We start from the raw sequence: 25,736 nt of genomic DNA, 5'->3' as shown, positions 1-25,736 counted from the left end.
CGCGGAGAACATAAGCATGAGCAAACACCCGAAATTGACCGAGGCCGACGTCACGCCGGAGAGCGTGTTCCACCAGCGGCGCAAGGTGCTGCAGGCGCTCGGCATCAGCGCCGCTACGCTGGCGCTGCCTACCGGCGCGCGGGCGGACCTGCTGTCGTGGTTCAAGGGCAACGATCGCCCCAAGGCGCCGCCGGGCAAAGCGCTGGCATTCGGCAAACCGGCCGCCTGGCAGGCGCAGCTGGCGATGACGCCGGAAGACAAGGTGACCGGCTACAACAACTTCTATGAGTTCGGCCTCGACAAAGCCGATCCGGCCGCCAACGCCGGCGGGCTGAAAACCGAAGGCTGGAAAGTGCGCATCGACGGCGAAGTGGCGAAACCGATAACGCTGGATATCGACGATCTGATGAAGCGTTTCCCGCTGGAGCAGCGCATTTACCGCATGCGCTGCGTCGAGGCCTGGTCGATGGTGGTGCCGTGGATCGGTTTCGAGCTGGGCAAGCTTCTCAAGCTGGCCGAACCGAACAGCAACGCGCGTTACGTAGCCTTCCAGACGCTGTACGATCCGGAGCAGATGCCCGGCCAGAAAGATCGCTTTATCGGCGGCGGCCTGAAATATCCCTACGTCGAAGGGCTGCGGCTGGACGAGGCGATGCATCCGCTGGCGCTGTTGACCGTCGGCGTGTACGGCAAAACCCTGCCGCCGCAAAACGGCGCGCCGCTGCGACTGATCACGCCGTGGAAATACGGCTTCAAAGGCATCAAATCGATCGTGCATATCCGCTTGGTGCGCGATCAGCCGCCGACCACCTGGAACCAATCCGCGCCGAACGAGTACGGTTTTTACGCCAACGTGAATCCGCACGTCGATCATCCGCGCTGGTCGCAGGCCACCGAGCGCTTCATCGGCTCCGGCGGCATTCTCGACGTCAAACGCCAACCGACGCTGCTGTTCAACGGCTATGCCGATCAGGTGGCGTCGCTGTATCGCGGCATGGATCTGCGGGAGAATTTCTAAGTGCGCCTGACGCCTGTTCATATCAAATGGCTGAAAGCCGCCCTGCATCTGGCGGCGTTTTTGCCCTTTCTCTGGCTGGTACTGGCGGTGGATCAAGGCTGGTTCAGCGCCGATCCGTCCAAGGACATCCAGCATTTTACCGGCAGGATGACGCTGAAACTGCTGCTGGCCACGCTGATGATCGCCCCGCTGGCGCGCTACGCCCGCCAGCCGCTGCTGATCCGCTGCCGCCGTCTGGTGGGGCTGTGGTGTTTTGCCTGGGGCACGCTGCACCTGATAAGCTACTCCACGCTGGAGCTGGGGCTGAGCAATCTCGGCCTGCTGGGCAGCGAGCTGGTGAACCGCCCTTATCTGACGCTCGGCATCCTCACCTGGCTGATCCTGCTGGCGCTGGCGGCCACCTCGACGCTGTGGGCGATGCGCAAACTGGGCGCCAAATGGCAAACGTTGCACAACTTCGTCTATCTGGCGGCGATCCTCGCCCCCATCCACTACCTGTGGTCGGTCAAAACCTTTTCCCCCCAGCCGTTCATTTACGCGCTGCTGGCGGTGGCGCTGTTGGGCCTGCGCTACAAGAAATTCCGCGCCTGGTGGCGCTGAATCGCGCGGCGGCGCGCATGATTGTCGTTGAAAAACGCACGCCGCCGGCGGGAACTTTTTCTGTGTTCCAGCGCTCATATTCCTGTCACGGAACCCCGAGTTGGTCGATTTGGGGTTGAATATCTTCGCTGATAAGACCAGTATTTAGCTGCGAATTGCTACGATATCGTTATAATGCCCGACCTTGTTTCTGTTCTCAGGGTGAATTTGCCCCTTAACAGGTGACAAATCGGTAACATCGGGTTATTTTCTACGATGATGGTTTTATTGCCGGAGATACCAGCACAATGGCGGATAAGTTTCACATTTTGCTTCTGAACGGCCCCAATCTCAATCTGCTGGGGACGCGTGAGCCGGAGAAGTACGGCAGCACGACGCTGACAGAGATTGTTAACGGATTGGAAAACCAGGCATCCGCATTGGATATTACCCTGAGCCATCTGCAGTCCAACGCCGAGCATCAGCTGATCGATCGCATCCATCAGGCGCGCGGCAACACCGATTTCATTCTGATAAACCCGGCGGCGTTCACGCACACCAGCGTGGCGTTGCGCGATGCGTTGCTGGCGGTGCAGATCCCGTTCATCGAGATCCACCTGTCCAACGTGCACGCCCGCGAACCTTTCCGCCATCACTCTTATCTCTCAGACGTAGCGGTAGGCGTGATTTGCGGCCTCGGCGCGGATGGCTACGCTTTCGCTTTACAGGCAGCGGTTAACCGTCTGTCGAAAACCCACTAATTGCTCCACAAAAAGAGTACGGAATCACACTCATGGATATTCGTAAAATCAAGAAACTGATCGAACTGGTTGAAGAATCAGGTATTTCTGAACTGGAAATCTCTGAAGGCGAAGAATCGGTTCGCATCAGCCGTGCCGCACCGGCGCAGGCTTATCCCGTCATGCAGCAGGCTTACGCGATGCCGGCACAGCAGCAGCCAGCCCTGGCTACCGCCGTTGCCACCGCGCCTGCGGCAGAAACCCCTGCAGCACCGGCGGCCGTGAGTGGCCACGTCGTTCGTTCCCCAATGGTAGGCACCTTCTACCGCACCCCAAGCCCGGACGCGAAAGCCTTCGTGGAAGTGGGTCAGAAAGTGAACGCCGGCGATACCCTGTGCATCGTTGAAGCCATGAAAATGATGAACCAGATCGAAGCGGACAAGTCCGGCGTCGTGAAAGCCATCCTGGTGGAAAACGGCCAGCCGGTCGAATATGACGAGCCGCTGGTCGTCATCGAATAACGAGGCGCCCCCATGCTTGATAAAATTGTTATCGCCAACCGCGGCGAGATCGCGCTTCGCATCCTGCGTGCCTGTAAAGAACTGGGCATCAAGACCGTTGCGGTTCACTCCGCGGCCGACCGCGATCTGAAACACGTGCTGCTGGCCGACGAGACCGTCTGCATCGGTCCTGCGCCATCGGTAAAAAGCTACCTGAACATCCCGGCCATCATCTCGGCGGCGGAAATCACCGGCGCGGTGGCGATCCACCCGGGCTACGGCTTCCTGTCCGAGAACGCCGACTTCGCCGAGCAGGTTGAACGCTCCGGTTTCATCTTCATCGGCCCGAAAGCCGAAACCATCCGCCTGATGGGCGACAAGGTTTCCGCGATCAACGCCATGAAAAAAGCCGGCGTGCCATGCGTGCCGGGCTCCGACGGCCCGCTGACCGACGACATGGATAAAAACCGTGCCTTCGCCAAGCGCATCGGTTATCCGGTGATCATCAAGGCCTCCGGCGGCGGCGGCGGTCGCGGCATGCGCGTGGTGCGCAGCGACAAAGACCTTGAGCAGTCCATCAACATGACGAAAGCGGAAGCCAAAGCGGCTTTCAACAACGACATGGTGTACATGGAAAAATACCTGGAGAATCCGCGTCACATCGAGATTCAGGTATTGGCCGACGGCCAGGGCAACGCCATCTATCTGGCCGAGCGCGACTGCTCCATGCAGCGCCGCCACCAGAAAGTGGTCGAAGAAGCGCCGGCGCCGGGCATCACCAGCGAAATGCGCCGCTACATCGGCGAGCGCTGCTCGAAAGCCTGCGTGGAAATCGGCTACCGCGGTGCGGGCACCTTCGAGTTCCTGTATGAAAACGGCGAGTTCTATTTCATCGAAATGAACACCCGTATTCAGGTAGAGCATCCGGTTACCGAAATGATCACCGGCGTGGATCTGATCAAAGAGCAGCTGCGCATCGCTGCCGGTCAGCCGCTGTCGATCAAACAGGAAGAAGTGAAGATCCACGGCCACGCGGTAGAATGCCGCATCAACGCCGAAGATCCGAACACCTTCCTGCCGAGCCCGGGCAAGATCACCCGCTTCCACGCGCCAGGCGGTTTCGGCGTGCGTTGGGAATCTCATATCTACGCCGGTTATACCGTACCGCCGTACTATGACTCCATGATCGGCAAACTGATCACCTTCGGCGAAAACCGTGACGTGGCAATCGCCCGCATGAAAAACGCCCTGGCTGAACTGATCATCGACGGCATCAAAACCAACGTTGAGCTGCAGCAGAAGATCATGAACGACGAAAACTTCCAGCACGGTGGCACCAACATCCACTATCTGGAGAAGAAGCTGGGTCTGCAGGAAACCTAAGGCAGCCACGCAGCATCGTCTGACAAAAGGCCGGTTAATCACCGGCCTTTTTCTTTTCTCGTGCCCGCCTGATTTTTTCGTTCAACCGCGCAAAATAGAATCAAATCTTCACAGATAACTTTCTCTTCACATTCATCCAGCCCTCCACCCACATCACCGCATAAAACATAACAAACTGTTTTTAAACAAAAAACTCTTAACCCATAGCTTACAAATAAATATTGGCAAGGGAAAAACTCAATCCATCGCATTTTCACACGCCATAAGCTTTAACAAAATTAACGTATTAATTACAAAGCTTGACCCCGATCACATCCGCTCGGTGATAGCCCGTGCTATTGTCGCCGTCGATCGAATGCAGCGCGCTCTTTTTCTCTTTTTATTTATCCTTTTTATTGACTTAGATGAGTAATGTCTTAATGAGCCATGTAACTGAATACGACCGTAAGCCCGTGTTTTCCCTGTACCACCGTGCTGACATGGAAACCATAAAAAGCATTAAGGAAAACGGGATTGAGAAGCTTTTGGGCGAAGTGAAGAATTTCCGCGCCAATGAGGAAATGAACCGCTTTATTCCCGAACAGGCACGCCTGGCAGTAAGCTGGGTGCGTCTGGCGAAAAACGAAAAGCTGGATGTGCATGTTCATCCAATATCTTCGCTGTATATCATTTGTGAAGGGGAAGCGATCCTGCTGGGAGACGGCGTTGACCGCCGGGCCGTTCCAGGCGATGTCATCTGCATTCCGCCAGGCGCGGATCACGGCTTCATCGGCGCGGGCGACAACGGCTACTGGGGGCTGTCAATCCAGTTTGAGGAGCGCGGGCTCTATGAAGATCCCAGCAAGCCGCTGGTGACTTTCGATCAAGATCCCTACGCTTACTACCATCAGCTTAAAGCGCATAACGCCCGCTACATCGAGCGCTACCAGGACAACCCGATCTTTACCGCATTCGCCAAGGATAAAACGTTCTCCGAGGCGAAAAAATCCTTGTTCCTGGACTACCTGCAGATCCTGTCCGATCAGTTCCAAAAAATGGTGCTGCTGCGTAGCGCACTGTGTGAAGACGTTCGCTTCTCGCGTTTCTTCAGTGAACATCTGAAAGAAGAATTCGGCCATGACGAGGTGCTGCGCAACAGCCGCGACAACCTCCAGGTTCGCGAAGACGCGATCTTTGAAGCACTGTGCATCTGGTTCAACCACCAGATGATCACGCTGGATAATCTGGAACAGGCTATCCTGGTGCACTTTGTCATCGAAGGTTCGGCTTTCGTGTTCTATAACAACATCAAACACGTGTTCGATCCGAGCAAACAGAACCATTTCGAGGATCACTCCGAATTCGATGGCGATCATCAGGAAGTGGATAAAGCGTTCTTCAAGGGGATGACCGAAGAACAATTCCAGCGTGTCAAAGCCGTACTCGATAAAGGGTGGAGTATGGTTGAGAAGCAGTATGCAAGACTGGCCGAACTGATCGAAGCATAAGCCGGGCAGGTCATCAGGAGCGGTCATGAAAATTGTTTTATTGGGATTCGGCGGCATTGGGCAAGAGACGCTAAACGCGCTGTTAAGTACGACCGAGCGACGTGGCAGCGTCAATGAAGTCGTGATCATCTGCCGAAATACCGAAAAGTATTCAGCCGTTTGCGAAGATATTCTTGATGGCCTGCTGGCGGAAGCGCTCTTCTCACGCCATAACCGAACGTCTTTACCCAAGATTGTTGTGACGGATGACTACCGCCACATCGACGGGGCTGACGTGATCCTCTGTTGCTATGGCGTGCCTTCAACCTTTCCGATGCATGACCGCCAGGCGTTGCTGGACGATCACGTACGGCTCAGCGAGGCCATTTTTAGCCGAGCCAAACCCTTCATTGCTCCCGGCTGTCACATCATCAATGCGGTCAATCCGGTGGATAGCATCAGCTATTACATCGATAAAATCCTGCTCGACTCTCGCTGCCGGGTGATAGGCATCGGCGCCGCGCACAACACCGCCAGGCTGCTGAAAAGCATCTGCCGCATTTCCGGGATCGACATGCAGCGCATCGACGCGCGTAGCCTGACAGTCTGCGGCGAGCACGGCGCCGGGTTGGTGCCCTTGCTCAGCCAGGTAACAACCGACGAGGGACCGCTGAACCAGCTACTTTCGGCGCAGGCGCTGGCGCAAATCGTCACCGATACCCGCAATCAAGGGTTGGACATATTTCACAAAATGCGGCGCCCTCCTAAATATGGCCCGGCCGCCTCCATTCTTATCTTGCTTGAGCGCATCATCCAACGGGACGAAACCCCCTGCTGCGGTTCGGTCTGGCTGCCGGAACTGGGCGTGTTCATGTCCTGGCCGCTGGCTCTGCGCGACGGCGTCTTTACGCCGCTGTCGCTGATGCCCAATCAGGATGAGCAACAACAAATCCACCAGGCGGCGCTCAAGTTAAAAAACATCATCCAAGGTTTTAGCTGATGACGACCGATCAAACCAGACAGATTTTCCGCGATCTCTACATGCCGTTACGCCCTGAGTATCGTTTTCTTTCACCACTGTACGGGGTGCTCTGGTGCAACAACGAACTCGCGGAAAAGTATTACCGTTTTCTTGGCGCCGAACACCCGATCGGCCAGGTGGCGCGCGCGTTGTTCTACCGTACTGACCTGGTCGAGTTTGACGTAAGCAAAGAGGTGAAGAATCCGTTCACCTGGTTTTCCCCCTCTACCCTTGCACGGCTGGTGGCTTTCATGAGCAGCCCGCGTTTCACCGACAATGATATCGCCTCGTTATATCAGCATGTACGAGATGAAACGGACTTTCACGCTGCCATTGAGCAGCAACATCGGCTTTCTGTGCAAATACGCCGGCTTTGCGACAGCGTACTGCAACAGTTCGAGGACACAAAAGCGCAGATCGCAGCCGCAGAACGCGAAGCGCTCTCCCTAGGCGCCCATTTGAAAGCGCAAGAAAAAGCGCTGAACCAGATCCTGCAACAGGCGGAAAACGCCGTTAAAGCGCAGCAGGTGCCGATCCAACAATGTCGAGCCGCGATCGCCGCGCTCAAAGCCGGCAAAAAAACGCTGGGCAAGAGCGCTGCTGAGAATAAAGAGGCGCAGCTGCTGGCGCTCAATGCCGAAATCACCGAGCTGGAAGCACGCCTGAATGCGGCGCAGCAAGAAGCCGTGCATCAAGCCGGCCTGTTCCCCGCCTGGCAAAACGTGCAGGCCGCCGTCGAACATGCCCGCCAGCAAAAAGATGAAGCCACCTTGCGCGCCAGCATGCTGGCGGAAAATTTTACCGAAAGCACCGTCGCACGGCTGCAAACCGAGGGATTCAGCGCTGACTTCATTGCATTGCATCTGCCTTTCAACAAGTATCACCGCTATCTGCCGCGACGTGTGCAGGATTACGTCGGTATCCACTGTGCCGATCGCGACAGCTTGCTGGCCGAGTTGCACAATTTATGTCGTTTACTGATCGCGGCCAGCCGCACCGCCGAGCACGACAGAGAGGTGTTTCATTTGCTCAACGCGGCGCTGTGGCTGAAATGCAAGGGTAACTTCGGCAAATTGACCGCCTACATGCAGCAACTGCGGGAACTGAGCGGGGAGCTGTTCGGCGAAACGGCGACGGGCGAGACGCACTTCCCCGATCGCTGCCATGACTATTACGATCGCGAAGTGTACGGCCGCTATTTTCCGCCGCTGTGCATCACCAAAACCTGCCGCCCCGCGCCGGATTCTGACGTCTCGTTCTCAGATTGCGGGGAGAGTTCGCTGCGCAACTTCATCAATGTCCTGGTGAAAAACCAAGCAAGCGCGCAGCTTGACGCCGGAATACTCAAACGCAGCGGCCTGGCTGTCGATCCGCGCGTCATCGCGTTCTATGAAAAAAACCCTCGTTTGGAAACGATCAGAAGCCAGGAAGTACATAACCAGTGGGCTGAAATTGCCTCATCACTCAATGCGCGCGACAACCGAATCAAATACCTGACGCCAGGTAAAGACGCCTATTGCGAGTTGGCCGCCGGCGGCAACAACATGCAGCATATGCTGCAAGCGCTATTGGGCGAAGCTGATATCACCACCATTTGCCGCCGAATCGCCTCCTCTTCCGGCATCGATATTCGTTGCGATCTCAGCGACTTCCACCCGGAACGGCACGATCTGGAAGACTTCACCAACGTTGTTCGCCTTGAATTCGAAGGCAAATATGTCTTTCACTGGTATTTCCTCAAACAGCATTTCCGCTGCGCTTCGGCAGATCTGTTCAACGAAGAGGAAAATTATGTACGCCAGGCACTCACCATGCTGAATGACGAGATGAAACAGGGCCGTCTGAATCGCGACCAGTTCCGCGCACTGCTCAGTTTCCATCTGAAAGAGAAGCCCGTGGCGCAAGTCAAAATGATATTCGACAGCCTTGGCGCTACCCTCGTCGGAGATGAAATGACGTTCTTGATGTTGGGTAAATTGAACTCCGTCGATTCCATGTTCGAATACTGCATGAACGTTCTGGCGATTCCAACGCTGGCGCATAGCGCGCCAGTCTCGGCGACTGTCGCCGCGATTATTCAAGGCATCAGCCCGCATCCGGTTATCTTCGATCAGCGGAAAAATCTCATCGCGAGAATTAGAGAAGCCGGAGTGACGCCGTTACTCACTCTGGCTAACCGATGGGAAAAGGAAAGTTTGGAAAAGGTGTAATACACTCGGTTCAACAGACGACGAGCAACATTTAAGGAGAAACCGCCTTGAGGTCAACATTCATCCCTTATTTCCCAAAAGAAATATGGGTTATCTTTATCGGGACGTTTTTGACGCGCGCCTGCTTTTTCATGATTTGGCCATTCATTACCATTCTCATGAGAAATAACTACGCGATGACTCCGGTGGAAATCGGCGTCATGATGAGCGTATCACTTATCGTGTCTATTTCTTTCGGCTATCTCTTCGGTGGCGCATCAGACAAATATGGCCGTCGCACGTTGATTATTCTCGGTGCAATTGCCGCTATTATTTCATTTAGCGTACTTGCGTTGGCCAACTCACCGGCGTGGTATTTTGTCGGTATTTTACTCAATGGCATTTCGCGCTCATTGATCGAACCCGCCAGCAAAGCGGTGATCGGCGATATTCTCCATGACAGGCAAGAGCGAGAACGCGCGTTGAACATCCGCTACTTCCTGATGAACGTGGGCGCAGCCGTAGGCCCATTAGTGGGTGTCGCTCTCGGGCTGACGGCGCAGAAGGCCACCTTCTTCGTCACCGCATTGTCGTTCCTTTGCTATTTACTGCTGGTGCTCGCGGTATTCAAAGCGGGGCACGGTAAAGAAACGCGCAACGCCACCTTCTCGTTCATTGGCTCTTTGCGGATTATCTGGAACGATCAGGCGTTCAAGGTGTTGGTAGTCGCCAACATTTTGGTGATGCTGGTCTACGGGCAGATCGATGTGACGCTGCCGCAATACCTCATGATCAGCCAGGTGTATAACCCCGAATACCTGCTCAGCGTGCTGATATTCATCAATGCAGCCACGGTGATAACGCTGCAGTATTTCACCGAGCGCTTTACCCGCCGCATGTCATTGGCACTGAAAACCAGCCTGGGCGTGTTCTTTCTCGCGCTTTCACAAATTGTCTTCCTGCTGGTTTCCAGTGAAAGCTGGCTGCTGTGGTTGGTCGCCATGTTCCTGCTCAGCCTCGGCGAAGTCATCCTGTTCCCTACGCTCAATATACAAATTGATCGTATGGCGCCGGCTAACCTAAAAGGGGCTTACTTCGGTGCCGCCACGTTTTACGAATTTGGCCTGGCGCTCGCCCCTTTTGTCGGCGGTTTGCTGTTAAAACAAGGTGGCGGTGGCGCCCTGTATGCCGTGATGTTCTTTTTATGCATCGGCGTCATCGTTCTTTATACTATTTCGGAAAGAATATCTGAGAAAAGAACGATAACCGCGTGACATTGTTAACCCGCTAATTAACGCCGTCCTTGTTTAAACGTATTAACGGGGCGGCTTTATCGTGATATTAATCACAGTAAATAAATAGCGAAGGATATGCAGGTCATTATTTAATCGAACGATTTATTTAATGCTAAAAAATAAAAGAAATCTATTTACATGAATGATTAGGAGATGTTATAAATTTGTTTATTGCAGGCGTGTAGCTCAGTGGTAGAGCGCTGTGTCATACTTCACAGAGGTCACCTGGTTCGATTCCGGTTGCGCCAACCAATATAAAACCCATTCCTTTTCCCATTCTCTTTAATTATTTTCTCATCGAAATAAACCGGTAAAAATTTATATATTTACCCCCCTCTTTTCTTTCCATCGCTCCGTTGCGTTCACCGGAAAGGTGAATAATTTATTAGCCAAACGCCGCACATTCCGTACAATCCTGTTCCTTCATCTGTTCTTGTCACAAGCCATCATCGTAAACCTATGGGGGACACTGATGGACAAACGCTTTATTCAGGCGCACCGCGAAGCGCGCTGGGCGCTGGGGCTGACGCTGCTCTACCTGCTGGCCTGGGGGCTGGCGGCCTACTTGCCGGACAGCGCCATCGGCGTCACCGGCCTGCCGCACTGGTTCGAAATGGCCTGCCTGCTGGTGCCGCTGCTGTTCATCGGCCTGTGCTGGCTGATGGTGCGCACAGTGTTCCGCGACATTTCGCTGGAGGACCGCGATGCAAACTGAAGTGATCCTGCCGCTGGTCGCCTACCTGTTGCTGGTGTTCGGCCTGTCGGTGTACGCCTATCGGCGCCGCCAGAACGGAAACTTCCTCAGCGAATATTTCCTCGGCAACCGCTCGATGGGCGGCTTTGTGCTGGCGATGACCCTGACCGCCACCTACATCAGCGCCAGTTCGTTTATCGGCGGGCCGGGCGCCGCCTACAAATACGGCCTGGGCTGGGTGCTGCTGGCGATGATCCAACTGCCGGCGGTGTGGCTGTCGCTCGGCGTGCTGGGCAAGAAATTCGCCATCCTGGCGCGGCGCTACAACGCCATTACTCTCAATGACATGCTGTATGGCCGCTACCAAAGCCGCCTGCTGGTGTGGCTGGCCAGCCTCAGCCTGCTGGTGGCGTTCCTCGGCGCCATGACGGTGCAGTTCATCGGCGGCGCACGCCTGCTAGAGACCGCCGCCGGCATTCCTTACGACACCGGCCTGTTGATCTTCGGCATCAGCATCGCGCTGTACACCGCCTTCGGCGGCTTCCGCGCCAGCGTGCTGAACGACGCCATGCAGGGGCTGGTGATGCTGCTCGGCACCGTGCTGCTGCTGGTGGCAGTGATCCATGCCGCCGGCGGACTGGACAGCGCAGTGAGCAAACTGCAGCAGATCGATCCGGCGCTGGTGTCGCCGCAGGGCGGCGATCAGATCCTCAGCCTGCCGTTTATGGCGTCATTCTGGATCCTGGTGTGCTTCGGGGTGATCGGCCTGCCGCACACCGCCGTGCGCTGCATCTCCTACAAGGACAGCAAGGCGGTGCATCGCGGTATTCTGCTCGGCACCGTGGTGGTGGCGGTGCTGATGTTCGGCATGCACCTGGCCGGCGCGCTCGGCCGCGCGGTGTTGCCGGATCTCAAGATCCCCGACCAGGTGATCCCGACGCTGATGATCACCGTGCTGCCGCCGTACGCCGCCGGGATCTTTTTGGCGGCGCCGATGGCGGCGATCATGTCGACCATCAACGCCCAGTTGCTGCAATCCTCCGCCACCATCATCAAGGATCTCTACCTTGGCGTGCGGCCGCAGCAGATCCACAACGAGCGGCTGATCAAGCGCTTCTCCAGCCTGACCACGCTGATCCTCGGCCTGCTGGTGCTGCTGGCGGCCTGGCGCCCGCCGGAGATGATCATCTGGCTCAACCTGCTGGCTTTCGGCGGGCTGGAGGCGGTCTTCCTGTGGCCGCTGGTGCTGGGCCTGTATTGGGAACGCGCCAATGCTCAGGGAGCGCTTAGCTCAATGGTGTCGGGTGCGGTATGCTATACGCTATTGGCCAGCTTCAACCTGCAACCGGCGGGGCTGCATCCTATCGTGCCTTCGCTATTGCTCAGCCTGTTGGCGTTTTATCTCGGTAACGTCGTCGGCGAAAAGCGCCGGGCGGCGTCATCATTACCCTCTTGAAGAGAATTGCTATGCCTTGGATCCAACTCAAACTGAACACCACCGGCAGCCAGGCGGAAGACCTGAGCGACGCGCTGGTGGAAAGCGGCGCCGTGTCGGTGACCTTCCAGGACACCCACGATAACCCGGTGTTCGAGCCGCTGCCGGGTGAAACCCTGCTGTGGGGCGATACCGATGTGATCGGCCTGTACGACGCGGAAACCGATATGACCGACGTGGTGGCGATGCTGGAACAGCACCCGCTGCTGGGCGCCGGATTCCGCCACAAGATAGAGCAGCTGGAAGACAAGGACTGGGAGCGCGAATGGATGGACAACTTCCACCCGATGCGCTTCGGCGAGCGCTTGTGGATCTGCCCGAGCTGGCGCGACGTGCCGGATCCCGACGCGGTCAACGTGATGCTCGATCCGGGCCTGGCGTTCGGCACCGGCACCCACCCGACCACCGCGCTGTGTCTGCAGTGGCTGGACGGCCTCGATCTGGCCGGCAAAACCGTCATCGATTTCGGCTGCGGTTCCGGCATCCTGGCGATCGCCGCGCTGAAGCTGGGTGCGGCGCGCGCTATCGGCATCGACATCGATCCCCAGGCCATTCAGGCCAGCCGCGACAACGCGCAGCGTAACGGCGTCTCAGAGCGTCTGGAGCTGTATCTGCCGAAAGACCAGCCGGCGGACCTGCTGGCGGACGTGGTGGTCGCCAACATCCTCGCCGGCCCGCTGCGCGAACTGGCGCCGCTGATCGGTTGCCTGCCGAAGGCCGGCGGTCATTTGGGGCTGTCCGGCGTGCTGGCCAGCCAGGCGAGCAGCGTTGCACAAGCCTACGAAGAGAAGTTCACGCTCGATCCGGTCGCCGAGCGTGAAGAGTGGTGCCGCATCACCGGCCGCCGTAAGTAAGCGTCACGGTATATTGCTCCCTCATCCACCGGCCCCGCGCCGGTGGATTTTTTTTGTCCGGCGATCGACCCACGGGCAAGACAAAATTTTATGCAATTTTTTGCCTTTCAACGATGGATCGCCCTGACAATGCGCCTTCCAGGCAGGTTATCCCGGCAAAAATAGCGGGCGAATGCAGATAATATCCTGCGCAAAGGCGAATATTTTACCGCACACAAAATAAGCACTTTTCGTCAACTCATTGTAAAATATATACAATATTTTTATGAATCACTGCGCAGCGCATTTTTTGCCCTAATAGCGAGCCAATTGGTTAAAGTTTGGCCTTTCATCTCGGCGCAAAAATGCGTAATATACGCGCCCTTGCGGACACAGTATGGTCACTCTTTGTCTATGCGCATTGGACACCACCAGCTTACTAATTGCCTGATTGCGGCCCCGATGGCCGGTATTACAGATCGCCCGTTCAGAACCCTCTGTCATGCAATGGGTGCTGGGATGGCTGTATCCGAAATGCTCTCCTCCAACCCGGAGGTGTGGCGGACGGATAAGTCGCGTCTGCGTATGGTGCATAGCGATGAACCAGGGATCCGCTCCGTGCAGATTGCCGGATGCGATCCTGATGATATGGCCGCCGCCGCGCGTATCAACGTGGCCAGCGGCGCGCAGATCATCGACATCAATATGGGATGCCCGGCCAAAAAAGTGAACCGGAAGCTTGCCGGGTCCGCCTTGTTGCAGTACCCGGATCTGGTAAAACGGATCCTCCACGCGGTGGTTGACGCGGTGGATGTGCCGGTAACGCTGAAGATTCGCACCGGCTGGGCGCCGGAGCACCGTAACTGTGTAGAGATTGCCCAACTGGCCGAAGACTGTGGTATTCAGGCCCTGACGATTCACGGCCGAACCCGCGCCTGTCTGTTTAACGGCGACGCGGAATACGACAGCATTCGGGCAGTTAAGCAGAGTGTTTCCATTCCGATTATCGCGAATGGGGATATTACTGACCCGCATAAAGCCAGAGCAGTGCTCGACTACACCGGGGCTGATGCCCTGATGATAGGCCGCGCTGCTCAGGGGAGACCCTGGATCTTCCGGGAAATCCAGCATTATCTGGACACTGGGGAGTTGCTGCCGCCGCTGCCGCTTGGCGAGGTGAAGCGCTTGTTGATTGGGCACATTCGGGAATTGCACGGCTTCTATGGCCAAGGCAAGGGATTCCGGATTGCTCGTAAGCACGTGTCCTGGTATCTCCAGGAACACGCTCCGAATGACCAGTTTCGGCGCACATTCAACGCCATAGAGGATGCCAGCGAACAGCTGGAGGCGTTGGAGGCATATTTCGAAAATCTTAGCGTAAAAAAAGAGCTGACAGAACTATGTTCGAACAACGCGTAAATTCTGACGTACTGACCGTTTCTACCGTTAACTCACAAGATCAGGTGACTCAAAAGCCTCTGCGTGACTCGGTTAAACAAGCACTGAAGAACTATTTTGCTCAACTGAACGGTCAAGACGTAAATGACCTGTATGAGCTGGTACTGGCTGAAGTTGAACAGCCACTGTTGGACATGGTGATGCAATACACCCGTGGCAACCAGACCCGCGCAGCCCTGATGATGGGCATCAACCGCGGCACGCTGCGCAAGAAGCTGAAAAAATACGGCATGAACTGATACTAGTCAGTTAACGTGTTGAAAAGGCGCTTTATCTCATTTGATAAGCGCCTTTTTCTTTTTCTGACTTGTGCCTACATGGGCGAGGATTTGCGCGGAATGCGCTTATCGATATATCCGGCAAAGAAATAGCAAATACCCGCCACGCCCGCGATCATCACGTAGCGCTTCCACCCGTCCAAATCCACGCCCAGGCTATCCAGCCCGCTCAACACCACAAACACCAGCAGGCCCAAGATAACCGATGCTCTGCCTGTCCAGGCTGGTGGGGGTGTCAATAAACGCCTTATCCAGTGGGATTTCATAGCGCTTCCTTCTTGCTTACGATTGAGTCGCCAGTCGATGAAGAATACTCTCACGTTTTAATCGGGGCGACAAAGCGGGGCATCGGCTCTGGATTGCAGGCAATAAAAAAGGCCGCAGCGCGGCCCTTGGGGTAAAGCGGAGACCTTACTCGGTCACTTTGTTCTTGAGGCTTTCCGCCCCTTGCTTGGTCTTGTCCCAAGCCTTCTCCGATCCCTGTTTGGTGGAGTGCCAGGCCTTTTGCGAACCTTCGCTCACTTTGCTGCCGACGCTGTCGCTCTTGCCTTCGGCGGCATGCTTGGCTTTCAGCTTCAGCTCTTCACCCTTGTCCTGAGACTGGTGCAGCTTTTCTTTGGCGGTATCCGCCCCTTTGTGCGCCTCGGCGACAACTTCGTTGCTGGCGTGAGCGGCGGTGTCGGTCGCGGTTTCAGCAGCGAACACCGGGGAAGCGAGCAGCAGTGCAGACAAGGCAATGATTGATTTTTTCATAAGTCCCTCTTTTCTCAGATACGTGCCATTCGTCATGAAACAAGATGGCATGAAACACCCCTTGAACGATTTAAGAATAGGACTAAAACCAAAAAAATCGATATAAAATTTCATTACAAATCATTTTATTGATTTTTTATGCCAACAAGCAGCACACGCAGGGAAAGCGCACGAAAAAGTTAAATTTTTCCTGTCATAAAACTATAATTTGTACGAATTTTTAACAAGCACCAACAGGGATGGATTCTATGGTTGCCGCGATCATTATCGGCATTTTTATCATCAGCTTCCTCTACGCACACTCCCGCGGCAAAGAGAAACAAAAGCTTACCCGTCAGCTGTTCGATCACTCCACGTTTATGGGGCCGATCAACATGTTTATGACCGGTTTCTCGCGTTTGCCCGCCAAACAGCCCTATTTCGACGAAAAAGGCTTCCCGGAGCTGCAAACGCTGACCGACAACTGGCAGGTGATCCGCGAGGAAGCCGTACGTTTGCAGGATCACATCAAAAAGGCGCAGTCGCACAACGACGCCGGCTTCAACACCTTCTTCAAACGCGGCTGGAAACGTTTCTATCTGAAATGGTACAGCGACAGTCACCCTTCGGCGCAAACGCTGTGCCCGAAAACCGTCGAGCTGCTCAACCGCATCCCATCGGTCAAGGCGGCGATGTTCGCCGAGCTGCCGCCCGGCAGCCATTTGGGTAAACACCGCGATCCTTACGCCGGCTCGGTGCGCTACCACCTGGGGCTGATGACGCCTAACGACGATCGCTGCTTCATCGAGGTGGACGGCGAGCAGCACAGCTGGCGCGACGGCCAGGCGGTGATCTTCGACGAAACCTACGTGCACTGGGCGCAAAACGCCACCGACCAGACGCGCATCATTCTGTTTTGCGACGTCGAGCGGCCAATGAAATGGCGCTGGGCGCAGGCGGTCAACCACTGGGTCGGCGCTACGCTGATGTCGGCGGCCAGTTCGCCGAACGACGATCAGGACCGCACCGGCGGCATCAACCGCATCTTCAAATACGTCAACGCGGTGCGCGACGCCGGCCAGCGCCTGAAGGCGCGTAATCGCCGCGGTTACTACCTGCTGAAATGGCTGGTGATCGCCGCCATTTTCGCCGCCATCATCCTCCCCAGCCTGTAAACCGTCGCCAATCGTCAATCCAGAGGCAATGCGAATGAGAATATTCGCATGCCTCTCTTCCTCTGAACCCCGTACCCTGTGTTAACATACGCATTCCTAGAGCCGCCTCCGCTGGCCAACAGCTATCCCTCCGAAGCCTGATAGCAGCGCAAACCGCCCTTCGAATGTAAATGTTTAGTCAATTATGGAATTCTGACTAAACCCTGGCCGTCCCCGGGTGTCTGAGTCGTTGTATCGCTATCGAGTGGATCCTTTATGCGCTACAGGTTGCTACCCCCCTAACGCATAAACGAGCTGCTATGAAACGCCAAAAGAGATTTCAACTTTCCTTGCTGCACCCGCGCTACTGGCTGACCTGGTTCGGTCTGGCCCTGTTGTTCCTGCTGGTGCAACTCCCCTACCCGCTGCTTAACCGCCTTGGCGTATGGATGGGGCGCACCTCGATGCGCTTTCTTAAGCGTCGCGTCGCCATCACCCGCCGCAACCTAGAACTGTGCTTCCCCGAGATGGACGAAGCGCAGCGCGAGCGTAAAGTAGTGGGCAACTTTGAGTCCCTCGGCATGGGCCTGCTGGAAACCGGCATGGCCTGGTTCTGGTCGGATAAACGCGTTAAGCGCTGGTTTAACGTCTCCGGCATCAACCACCTCAAAATGGCGCAGCGTGACGACCGCGGCGTGCTGGTGATCGGCGTGCACTTTATGTCGCTTGAGCTGGGCGGCCGGGCAATGGGCCTGTGCCAACCGATGATGGCGATGTATCGCCCGCACAACAACAAGGCGATGGAGTGGGCGCAAACCAAGGGCCGCATGCGCTCCAACAAGGCGATGATCGATCGCAAGGATCTGCGCGGCATGGTGCACGCACTCAAGCGCGGTGAGGCGGTCTGGTTCGCGCCGGATCAAGATTACGGCCCGCGCGGCAGCGTATTCGCGCCGCTGTTCGCCGTCGATCAGGCCGCCACCACCAGCGGCACCTACATGCTGGCGCGCATGGCCAACCCGGCGCTGGTGCCGGTGGTGCTGATCCGCCGTGAAGGCGGCCGCGGCTACGACCTGCTGATCCAGCCGGCCCTGGAAGACTACCCGCTCAGCGACGAACAGGCGGCGGCGGCTTATATGAACAAAGTGATCGAAAAAGAGATCATGCGGGCGCCGGAGCAATATCTGTGGCTGCATCGCCGCTTCAAAACCCGGCCGGTCGGCGCGCCGTCGCTGTACTGAGCCCCGTTTTCCAGCCCGGCCGACGCCGGGCTTTTTTGTGCGCCGCGTTTAAAAAATCTGCGACTCAACATGTCGCTTTCCTGTAATCTCCTTCTTTACCCGCACAGGAAAGGAAATGATGAAAGCCCAAGTCCGCATTGCTCTGGTCGGTGATTACAACCCGCAAGCCGTGGCCCATCAGGCCATCCCCGTGGCGCTCCAGCTCACCGCCGCCCATCTCGACATCGACGTGCAGCCCCAGTGGCTACCGACCGAAACCCTGACCTCCCCCGATGTCCTGCAAGATTTCGATGCCATCTGGGTGGTGCCAGGCAGCCCATATTGTCACGACGACGGCGCCTTTATGGCGATCAGGCATGCGCGGGAAAACGACGTGCCGTTCCTCGGTTCCTGCGGCGGCTTTCAGTACGCCATCATCGAGTACGCCCGCAACGTGATGGGCTGGCACGACGCCGGCCATGCGGAAACCGACAGCGGTGGCCGGTTGGTGATCGCCCCGCTGAGCTGCTCGCTGGTGGAAAAAACCGGCGACATCGTTTTTCAGCCTGACACCCGCGTCGCGCAGGCCTACGGCAGCCTGAACACCCATGAAGGCTACCACTGCAACTTTGGCGTGGCTCCGGACTTCGTCGCCGACCTTGAGCGCTTCCCGCTGATTATCAGCGGCCACGATGCCGAAGGCGACGTGCGCGCCATCGAACTGCCGGAGCGGCGTTTTTACGTCGCCACGCTGTTCCAATCAGAACGCGCTGCACTGCGCGGCGAGCTTTCGCCGCTGGTGGTGGAACTCGTCAAAGCCGCCGTCTGCTAACCTGCTACCTCCCCGTAGGATCGAGCCGCAGCGAGACAGGGTTCTCGTTGCGCCTTTCATTTCGGGTATCACTCGGCATCAACGTTTCACATTTATTATCTCATTAAAGTTAATCCATTAATTGCCCAATAACGGATCATTCATCGCAGTTTAATTGAAACGTCATACTCCTATGAAAGTTAACAGCAGAATTACGAATAAAGAAATGCATGAAATCACAATAAGCTTTACTTCTTATTATTCATTATTATTTCTTTTATAATAATACAACATAAGAGATTCTTTATAATTTTTTATGATTCAGCCTGTTATCTCTTGCAGAGAAGCAACCGAACTTGCCCGCTGAGATACCACTCCGTTATCGCTTACGAACCGCCTCAGCTCCGCCCCTTTTTGCCAAAAATAAAAAATCACAAATAAAACAATAAATTACATGATTGCGCTTACTAATATCACGCATAAAAGCCAGTCAATCGTGATTAACACGCCACAAAGCAATGGCAAAAAAACCAGTTTGAAAATAAATAAAATATAAATCATTAACACTAAAATCATTTAATTTATTATAATCAAATAAAATCATTAAAAATATTTAATGTGAAAACAGGCCAACTTAATAATCACCTTTTATAATGTTCGAGTGCTTGGCTGCGACTCACTTTATTTAATTCGATTCATTCCTTATTTGTGGAGGTGGTTCCGTGTCCGCTTATTCCCTGACGACCGTGCAACAAGCCGTATGGCTAGACCAATCTTTAAACCCCGATATCCCCTTATATAACGTTGGGTGTTTATGGCGCGTAGAGCGCGAGATTTCGCTACCGCTTTTTCAAGAAGCCATACGGCAAATACAGCAACAACATGATGCGTTGCAAACCACGCTGAAAGAAACGCCGCAAGGCATTACCCAGGAAACCTGCGACCGGGCCTATATCGACCTGCATTACCACGATTTTTCGCAGAGACAAGATGCCATCAGCCTGGCAGAAACACACCTTCGTTCTCAATTCCTGCAGCCTTATTCACTGTATGACAGCCTGCTTTGGCGCTGCCACCTGGCCAAAGTCAGCGGATCCAGCACGCTATGGCTGCTTGCTTCCCATCACCTGATTGCGGACGGCACCTCAATTTCCCTGCTGAGCAAAATGATCATGGAGCGCTATAAACAATTAAAAGCAGGGATAAAAAACGAAGCCCCCCACTCGCGTTACCAAGACTTCGTCATCAGCGATCGCACCTATCAGCAGTCTCCACGCTACGAGCGCGATCGTGATTTCTGGTTGAAGCGTTTCATCGACGCGCCCCCCTCCATGCTGGAACGCCGCCAAAATCACTGTGGGCAACAAACCTACCCCAGCCATCAGATAATCAAGCGGTTGCCACGCGAGCGTTTCCTACAGTTGGAACAATACGCCGCCGCGCAGGGCGGTTCTGCAATGCATTTTTTTAGCGCTTTGCTGGCCACCTGGTTCGCCCGGATTTGGCAAACCGATCAATTCACGCTGGGCGTGCCGGTACATAACCGCAGTACCGCCGAACATAAGCAAACATTGGGCATGTTTTCCTCGATGATCCCACTGCGCATCACGGTCGATTCACAGCAATCCTTCGGCCACTTACTGCGGCAAATCGGCAGCGAGCTGCGCCAGTGTTATCGTCACCAGCGTTTTCCCATTGCCGAACTCAACCGCCAGTTGAACCTGCATCAGCAGGAGCGGCGCCAGCTGTTCGACATCAGCTTTTCTCTGGAGGTTTTTCCGACCGACATCGAACTGGAAGGCAGCCAGTTCAAGGTGGAAAACCTGCACCACGGTCAGGAACAGCTGCCCCTCGGCGTCTACCTGCGCCATTACCATCCGGGCGACGACCCGCTGTTGGAGTTCAACTTCAATCAGGCCTGGTTCAGTCAGGAAGACGGTGAGCGCATCGCCGCCCGCATACTGCACCTGCTGAACACGCTACTGGACGGCGATCCGGCGCTGCCGCTGGGGCAGTTACCGCTGCTGTTGCCGCAGGAAAGACAGCAAATCTTCCATCAATGGAATGAAACCCGACAAACATGGGCAGACATGCCGCAAGGCGTACATCAATTCCTGGAACGGCAGGCCGCGCTGACGCCAGAAGCGCCGGCGCTGTGCTACGGGGACCACGAGATCAGTTATCAACAGCTGAATCAGCGGGCGAATCGATTGGCTGCCTTTCTCAGGCTGCAGGGATTACAGCCTGACGATCGCATCGCGGTATGCGTCAACCGCAGCCCGGATATGGTGATTGCCTTGTACGCCATCCTGAAGGCGGGCGCCGCCTATGTACCGCTCGATCCCGACTATCCGCAAGACCGCCTGCGCCACATGCTGCAAGATTGCGGCGCCAGATTCGTTCTGATCGACGATGGCGGCGAACACGCGCTGCACCCGCTGCGCGATATCGCCGTGCCGCGATTGCATCTTCAACGTGAGAGCCATCTGTGGCGGCAAGCGCCGGATGGCAACCCGCCGCCGCTGGCCGCCGATCCACAGCGCAGCCTGGCTTATGTGATTTACACCTCCGGCTCGACGGGGAAACCCAAAGGGGTGATGAACGAACACCGCGGAGTGATCAACCGACTCCTGTGGATGCAAAAGGCTTATACACTGACGCCGGATGATGTCGTGCTGCAGAAAACGCCGTTCAGCTTCGACGTCTCTGTCTGGGAGTTTTTCTGGCCGATGATGGTCGGCGCCCGGCTGGCCATCGCCAAACCGGGCGGTCACCAGGAACCGGATTATCTCAGCGCCTGCATCGCACAACATGGCGTCACCACACTGCATTTCGTCCCCTCTATGCTGCAACTGTTTCTGCGCCACGGCGATATGGCGCAGTGCGCCTCCCTGAAACGCATCGTGTGCAGCGGCGAGGCGTTGCCGCTCGCTACGGTACAACGTTGCCTGCAGCAGTTGCCGCAGGCGGAACTGCACAATCTCTACGGCCCGACGGAAGCCGCCGTAGACGTTTCCAGCTGGCAATGCCTGCCCGATGATCCTCGCCCACTGGTACCGATCGGTAAACCGATCGCCAATACCCAGCTCCATATTCTGGATGACCAACTGCAACCGTTACCGCCTGGCATCGCCGGCGAATTGCATATCGGTGGTATTCAGGTTGCCCGTGGTTATCTGAACCGCGCGGCGCTGAGCGCCGAGCGATTTATCGCCGATCCTTTCAGCGCCGAGCCGCAGGCTCGCCTGTATAAAACCGGCGATCTGGCCCGCTGGCTGCCGGATGGCAACATTGAGTATCTGGGCAGAAACGATTTCCAGGTCAAAATCCACGGGCTGCGCATTGAATTAGGCGAGATCGAGCAACAGCTCAGACAGTGTTCAGGGGTTGAAGACGCCGCCATTCTGGCACGGGAAGACGAAAGCGGCGGCAAGCGCCTGGTCGCCTATGTCATCGCCCCAGAGCAAACGGCCGACACCGCCGAATGGCGTCGGCAATTGCAGCAACACCTGCCGGACTTTATGGTGCCGTCCTGTTTTATCCGGCTGGATGCTTTTCCGCTGTCGCCCAACGGCAAGCTGGATCGCAAAGCGTTACCGGCACCGGCCAACATGCAGGAAACCGCTGCTTATGAAGCCCCGCAAGGCGAGCAGGAACAGCAGTTGGCCGAACTGTGGAGCGAACTGCTGGGCACAACGCGCATTGGCCGCGACGATGATTTCTTCGCGCTGGGCGGCCATTCGCTGCACGCCATTCAACTGCTGGTTAAACTGAAGCGACACGGGCATTCGTTAGGCATTAAGACGCTGTTTGCTCACTCGACGCTGCGCGGCCAGGCCCGTATTCTCACCGACGGCGTGCCCGCAACGGCTCCAGCCACCTCCGAACCCCTGCAGCAGCTGTTGACGCGTCTGAATCAGGCCAGTTTTACCTTTAAACAGGTAGAGCGCCTGAACCACGCCATCACCCCCGACAGCGTTTGGATGATCCATCCTGCCGTCACCGGTTGCGATGTTTATCGCGATCTGGCGAACTATTTAGAGAAAGATTTCAATGTGTTAGGCATCAACAATTACAACCTGTTCCAACAGCCGCACATCACTTCGCTACGCGAGCTGGCGGCGTATTATCTCGGCCATATGCGGCTGTCGCCGGCGCGCCCCGTCCGTCTGTTGGGTTGGTCGCTAGGGGGTCTGATCGCGCTGGAGATGGCCGCTCAACTGGAAAGCCAGGGCTATCGCGATATCCAACTGTTCCTGCTTGATACCTTCTACCGAACCCCATTCCAGATCCGCAGCGAGCCGGGCATGCTGGCGGCGATGCTGGCCATGTTGGGTATTGACGGCGAGGCCGCCGACCGAGCCTTAAAGGCAGAGCCGACGGAGCTGGCATTGGCGAAACAAACGCTCAGCGCACCGTTGCAACATGCACGCATCACGCTGTTCAAGGCGACCGAAGATGCAAATCTGAATATCACCGGCCTGGGCGATGAGCGGGAACTGCTGGCGATTGCCGACAATGGCCTGTCGGCAATCTGCCAACATCTGCAGGTGCATCCGTTGCCCTGCAATCATCACTCCATTATCTTCAGCCACGAGGAGATAGGACGCGCCTTGCGACAGTCATCGCGCACGCCGGCGATGTTAGGCAACCTTCCTTGACGCTCTACGGTCTGCGGCGCAGTTCGCCGCAGACCGCCTCCTTACCACATCAGCCGGCCGATCAGTGGCGCGGCCACCACCGTGATAATGCCGGCCAACATCATCACCAGGCTCGACACTACGCCCTCCTGCGGCCCCAGTTCATAGGCGCGGGCGGTGCCGGCGCCGTGCGACGAGGCGCCAAATCCGGCCCCTTTCGCCAGACGGCTGCGTACAGCCAGCCGCAAAAACAGAATGTCGCCCACCGCCATGCCGAACACCCCGGTGATCACCACGAACAACGCCACCAGGTCCGGTTGCCCCCCCATCTGCTTGGCGGCCTCCAGCGCGAACGGCGTGGTGATCGACCGCACCGCCAGGCTGCGCTGCACCTCTTCCGGCAGCGTCAGCAGGCGCGCCAGCCACACCGAGCTGTACACCGCCACCAGCACTGCGGTCGTTACCCCGGCGGTCAGCGACAGCCAGTGGCGACGGATGATATGCAGGTTCTCGTACACCGGCACCGCGAAGGCGATGGTCGCCGGCCCCAGCAGCCACAGCAGCCAGTGGGTTTCACCGATGTAGTCCTGATAGGAGATGTGGGTGACCACCAGCAGCAACACCAGAATCATCGGCGTCAGCACCAGCGGCATCAGCAGCAACGTGCGGCGGCGGCGATAGAGTTTCTTGTTGGCGAAATAGAGCGCCAGCGTCGCCAGAAAACAGGCCAGGCTAAGGATAAAATCATTCATGGCGCTGCTTCCGCCGCTGCAGCCAAATCTCCAGCCGATACACCCTGTCCACCACCAGCCCGGTGGCGCCCAGCGTCAGCATGGTGCTGACCGCGATCACCAGAAAGATCTTCCAGCCCTCAACCATCAGCAGCTGGGCATAGTTGACCACCGCCACCACCGCCGGCACGAAAAACAGCAGCATTTCCGCCAGCAGCCAGCGGGAGCCGGCCTTGACCCAACTCAGCGGCAGAATGCGCAGCAGGATCAGCGCCAGCAGCATCAGCATGCCGACGATATTGGCGGGGAGCGGCAGGTGGAATTGTTGCACCAGACGATCGGCGATCAGGAACAGCGCCGCATACAACGCCACCTGGATCGGCACCTGCAAACGGGTCAGCAGGGAGGGGGCAACGCGGCGTAACGCCAGAGACATGAAAGATGACCTCAAACAATAATTGACGGCCTACAGTATACGCAGCCGGGAAACCACGCCTGAAATGAATTAAAATTATCGACATCATGCCGTCCGGGAATAGTTTCCCGCCGGTAGCGTCCCCAAGGAGAACCCTAACGTGGATGTCCGCACCCTGCGCTACTTCGTTGAAGTGGTGCGCCAGCAAAGCTTCACCCGCGCGGCGGAAAAACTGTTCGTCACCCAGCCCACCATCAGCAAAATGCTGCGGCATCTGGAGGAAGAGCTGGAATGCACGCTGCTGATCCGCGAAGGCCGCAAGCTGCGCCTGACCGACAGCGGCCAGGCGGTGTACCAGCGCGGCCTGACGATCCTCGACGAGTTCCGCCAGCTGGAGGCGGAGCTGGAAGACATCAGCTCGGTGAAAAAGGGCGTGCTGCGGCTGGGCATTCCGCCGATGGTCGGCAGGCAGATCGCCGATCTGATCCGCCGCTTTCGCCAGACCTACCCCGGCATCGAATTGAAGATTTCCGAGCTGGGCGGGCTGTCGGTCGAACAGGCGGTGATGTCCGGCGAACTGGATCTGGCGATGACGGTGCTGCCCTTCGATTCGGCGCAGCCGCTGACCTTTCTGCCGCTGCTGGGCCACCCGATGTGCGTGGTGGCGCCGCGCACGCCGCAGTGGCTCAACCGCACCAGCATCAATATCGCCGAATTGGCCGACAGCCCGATCCTGATTTATAACGAAGATTTTGCGCTGTACAAGATGCTGATGAAGGCGTTTCGCCTGGCCGGTTTTGAACCGCAAATCGCGGTGCGCAGCGGCCAATGGGACTTCCTCGCCTCGATGGTGCAGGCCGGCGTGGGCATCGCCATGCTGCCGGAGCCGGTTTGTCGCTGGCTGGACAAGGAAAACCTGGTCTGGCTGCCGCTGGAGCCGCGCATGGAGTGGAAAATCGGCCTGATCTGGCGCCAGGGCAGCTACCTGTCGCACAGCGCGCAGGCCTGGATCGCCTGCTGCCGCGATTACTGGCCGCCGCTCAAGTAACCAAAAAAAGGGCCGCACAGGCGGCCCTTCAGGACA

General features: G+C 56.6%; 24 protein-coding genes and 1 tRNA gene. 20 read left to right on the top strand and 5 right to left on the bottom strand.

Annotated features, from left to right (window positions below; all coding sequences use genetic code 11):
- Positions 1 to 16 precede the first annotated feature (16 nt).
- The 5 genes from msrP to accC all read left to right on the top strand — a co-directional run bounded on the left by msrP (position 17) and on the right by accC (position 4,220).
- Entirely contained in the window at positions 17 to 1,018 is a 1,002-nt protein-coding gene (gene msrP, locus ACJ8IJ_RS12170) for a protein-methionine-sulfoxide reductase catalytic subunit MsrP (RefSeq protein WP_442518724.1), read from the top strand.
- The gene (msrQ, locus tag ACJ8IJ_RS12165; RefSeq protein WP_004936895.1) at positions 1,019 to 1,618 is read left to right on the top strand and encodes a protein-methionine-sulfoxide reductase heme-binding subunit MsrQ; all 600 of its coding nucleotides are present in this window, start codon (positions 1,019 to 1,021) and stop codon (positions 1,616 to 1,618) included.
- A gap of 287 nt (positions 1,619 to 1,905) precedes the next feature.
- Positions 1,906 to 2,358 (top strand): type II 3-dehydroquinate dehydratase, encoded by a 453-nt coding sequence (gene aroQ / locus ACJ8IJ_RS12160; protein WP_004936891.1) that lies wholly within the window; start codon positions 1,906 to 1,908, stop codon positions 2,356 to 2,358.
- A gap of 32 nt (positions 2,359 to 2,390) precedes the next feature.
- Positions 2,391 to 2,858 (top strand): acetyl-CoA carboxylase biotin carboxyl carrier protein, encoded by a 468-nt coding sequence (accB, locus tag ACJ8IJ_RS12155; RefSeq protein ID WP_004936889.1) that lies wholly within the window; start codon positions 2,391 to 2,393, stop codon positions 2,856 to 2,858.
- Positions 2,859 to 2,870: 12 nt separating this feature from the next.
- Positions 2,871 to 4,220: an acetyl-CoA carboxylase biotin carboxylase subunit gene (accC, locus tag ACJ8IJ_RS12150; RefSeq protein WP_004936886.1), complete on the top strand. Its 1,350-nt coding sequence runs from the start codon at positions 2,871 to 2,873 to the stop codon at positions 4,218 to 4,220.
- 38 nt (positions 4,221 to 4,258) lie between these two features.
- Here accC and ACJ8IJ_RS12145 read toward each other — a convergent pair whose 3' ends face one another.
- Positions 4,259 to 4,471 carry a hypothetical protein gene (locus tag ACJ8IJ_RS12145; RefSeq protein ID WP_265261106.1) on the bottom strand — a complete coding sequence of 71 codons (213 nt, stop codon included), beginning with the start codon at positions 4,469 to 4,471 and terminating at the stop codon, positions 4,259 to 4,261.
- A 168-nt stretch (positions 4,472 to 4,639) separates the two neighbouring features.
- Between ACJ8IJ_RS12145 and ACJ8IJ_RS12140 the strand changes: the two genes are divergently transcribed.
- The 10 genes from ACJ8IJ_RS12140 (at position 4,640) to fis (ending at position 14,910) form a co-directional block, all read left to right on the top strand.
- Positions 4,640 to 5,707, top strand: a complete 1,068-nt coding sequence (locus ACJ8IJ_RS12140) for a cupin domain-containing protein (protein WP_004936880.1) — start codon at positions 4,640 to 4,642, stop codon at positions 5,705 to 5,707.
- 25 nt (positions 5,708 to 5,732) lie between these two features.
- Positions 5,733 to 6,686, top strand: coding sequence for a lactate/malate family dehydrogenase (locus ACJ8IJ_RS12135; protein WP_015379200.1), 954 nt, complete (start codon positions 5,733 to 5,735; stop codon positions 6,684 to 6,686).
- On the top strand, positions 6,686 to 8,917 hold the full coding sequence (locus tag ACJ8IJ_RS12130; RefSeq protein ID WP_442518725.1) for a hypothetical protein: 2,232 nt from the start codon (positions 6,686 to 6,688) through the stop codon (positions 8,915 to 8,917). Before ACJ8IJ_RS12135 ends, ACJ8IJ_RS12130 begins: the two co-directional genes overlap by 1 nt.
- 47 nt (positions 8,918 to 8,964) lie before the next feature.
- Positions 8,965 to 10,170: an MDR family MFS transporter gene (locus ACJ8IJ_RS12125; RefSeq protein ID WP_004936868.1), complete on the top strand. Its 1,206-nt coding sequence runs from the start codon at positions 8,965 to 8,967 to the stop codon at positions 10,168 to 10,170.
- A gap of 196 nt (positions 10,171 to 10,366) precedes the next feature.
- Positions 10,367 to 10,443: transfer RNA gene (locus ACJ8IJ_RS12120), tRNA-OTHER, on the top strand.
- Between the two features lie 220 nt (positions 10,444 to 10,663).
- Positions 10,664 to 10,906, top strand: coding sequence for a YhdT family protein (locus ACJ8IJ_RS12115; RefSeq protein ID WP_004936865.1), 243 nt, complete (start codon positions 10,664 to 10,666; stop codon positions 10,904 to 10,906).
- Entirely contained in the window at positions 10,896 to 12,341 is a 1,446-nt protein-coding gene (panF, locus tag ACJ8IJ_RS12110) for a sodium/pantothenate symporter (RefSeq protein WP_004936863.1), read from the top strand. The genes ACJ8IJ_RS12115 and panF overlap by 11 nt, the downstream gene beginning before the upstream one ends.
- Before the next feature lie 11 nt (positions 12,342 to 12,352).
- A complete protein-coding gene (gene prmA, locus ACJ8IJ_RS12105; RefSeq protein ID WP_004936861.1) occupies positions 12,353 to 13,234 on the top strand; it encodes a 50S ribosomal protein L11 methyltransferase in 882 nt (293 codons plus the stop codon).
- Positions 13,235 to 13,627: 393 nt separating this feature from the next.
- Positions 13,628 to 14,632: a tRNA dihydrouridine synthase DusB gene (gene dusB, locus ACJ8IJ_RS12100; protein WP_004936856.1), complete on the top strand. Its 1,005-nt coding sequence runs from the start codon at positions 13,628 to 13,630 to the stop codon at positions 14,630 to 14,632.
- Positions 14,614 to 14,910, top strand: a complete 297-nt coding sequence (gene fis / locus ACJ8IJ_RS12095) for a DNA-binding transcriptional regulator Fis (protein ID WP_000462905.1) — start codon at positions 14,614 to 14,616, stop codon at positions 14,908 to 14,910. The genes dusB and fis overlap by 19 nt, the downstream gene beginning before the upstream one ends.
- 74 nt (positions 14,911 to 14,984) lie before the next feature.
- Here fis and ACJ8IJ_RS12090 read toward each other — a convergent pair whose 3' ends face one another.
- Positions 14,985 to 15,215 carry a hypothetical protein gene (locus ACJ8IJ_RS12090; RefSeq protein WP_131165448.1) on the bottom strand — a complete coding sequence of 77 codons (231 nt, stop codon included), beginning with the start codon at positions 15,213 to 15,215 and terminating at the stop codon, positions 14,985 to 14,987.
- Positions 15,216 to 15,360: 145 nt separating this feature from the next.
- The gene (locus ACJ8IJ_RS12085) at positions 15,361 to 15,702 is read right to left on the bottom strand and encodes a hypothetical protein (RefSeq protein ID WP_004936850.1); all 342 of its coding nucleotides are present in this window, start codon (positions 15,700 to 15,702) and stop codon (positions 15,361 to 15,363) included.
- A gap of 248 nt (positions 15,703 to 15,950) precedes the next feature.
- Here ACJ8IJ_RS12085 and lpxO point away from each other — a divergent pair, with 248 nt between their 5' ends.
- The 4 genes from lpxO to ACJ8IJ_RS12065 all read left to right on the top strand — a co-directional run bounded on the left by lpxO (position 15,951) and on the right by ACJ8IJ_RS12065 (position 23,527).
- Entirely contained in the window at positions 15,951 to 16,856 is a 906-nt protein-coding gene (lpxO, locus tag ACJ8IJ_RS12080) for a lipid A hydroxylase LpxO (RefSeq protein ID WP_004936848.1), read from the top strand.
- A gap of 299 nt (positions 16,857 to 17,155) precedes the next feature.
- A complete protein-coding gene (gene lpxP, locus ACJ8IJ_RS12075) occupies positions 17,156 to 18,076 on the top strand; it encodes a kdo(2)-lipid IV(A) palmitoleoyltransferase (RefSeq protein ID WP_442518726.1) in 921 nt (306 codons plus the stop codon).
- 115 nt (positions 18,077 to 18,191) lie between these two features.
- A complete protein-coding gene (locus tag ACJ8IJ_RS12070) occupies positions 18,192 to 18,887 on the top strand; it encodes a CTP synthase C-terminal region-related (seleno)protein (RefSeq protein WP_021505130.1) in 696 nt (231 codons plus the stop codon).
- A gap of 701 nt (positions 18,888 to 19,588) precedes the next feature.
- Entirely contained in the window at positions 19,589 to 23,527 is a 3,939-nt protein-coding gene (locus ACJ8IJ_RS12065) for a non-ribosomal peptide synthetase (RefSeq protein ID WP_442518727.1), read from the top strand.
- 41 nt (positions 23,528 to 23,568) lie between these two features.
- On the opposite strand, the gene ACJ8IJ_RS12060 is transcribed toward ACJ8IJ_RS12065, so the two are convergent.
- Positions 23,569 to 24,258 (bottom strand): LrgB family protein, encoded by a 690-nt coding sequence (locus tag ACJ8IJ_RS12060; protein WP_004936833.1) that lies wholly within the window; start codon positions 24,256 to 24,258, stop codon positions 23,569 to 23,571.
- Positions 24,251 to 24,673: a CidA/LrgA family protein gene (locus ACJ8IJ_RS12055; RefSeq protein ID WP_004936830.1), complete on the bottom strand. Its 423-nt coding sequence runs from the start codon at positions 24,671 to 24,673 to the stop codon at positions 24,251 to 24,253. Before ACJ8IJ_RS12055 ends, ACJ8IJ_RS12060 begins: the two co-directional genes overlap by 8 nt.
- 139 nt (positions 24,674 to 24,812) lie before the next feature.
- Here ACJ8IJ_RS12055 and ACJ8IJ_RS12050 point away from each other — a divergent pair, with 139 nt between their 5' ends.
- Complete coding sequence (locus ACJ8IJ_RS12050; protein WP_004936826.1) at positions 24,813 to 25,700, top strand: LysR family transcriptional regulator; 888 nt, start codon at positions 24,813 to 24,815, stop codon at positions 25,698 to 25,700.
- The last annotated feature ends 36 nt before the right edge of the window (positions 25,701 to 25,736 follow it).

Source organism: Serratia sp. CY40230, from assembly GCF_052168835.1.
GTDB classification, from domain to species: domain Bacteria; phylum Pseudomonadota; class Gammaproteobacteria; order Enterobacterales; family Enterobacteriaceae; genus Serratia; species Serratia nematodiphila.
Note: the sequence above shows the minus strand (reverse complement) of the source record. Positions and strands in the feature narration are given on the sequence as shown.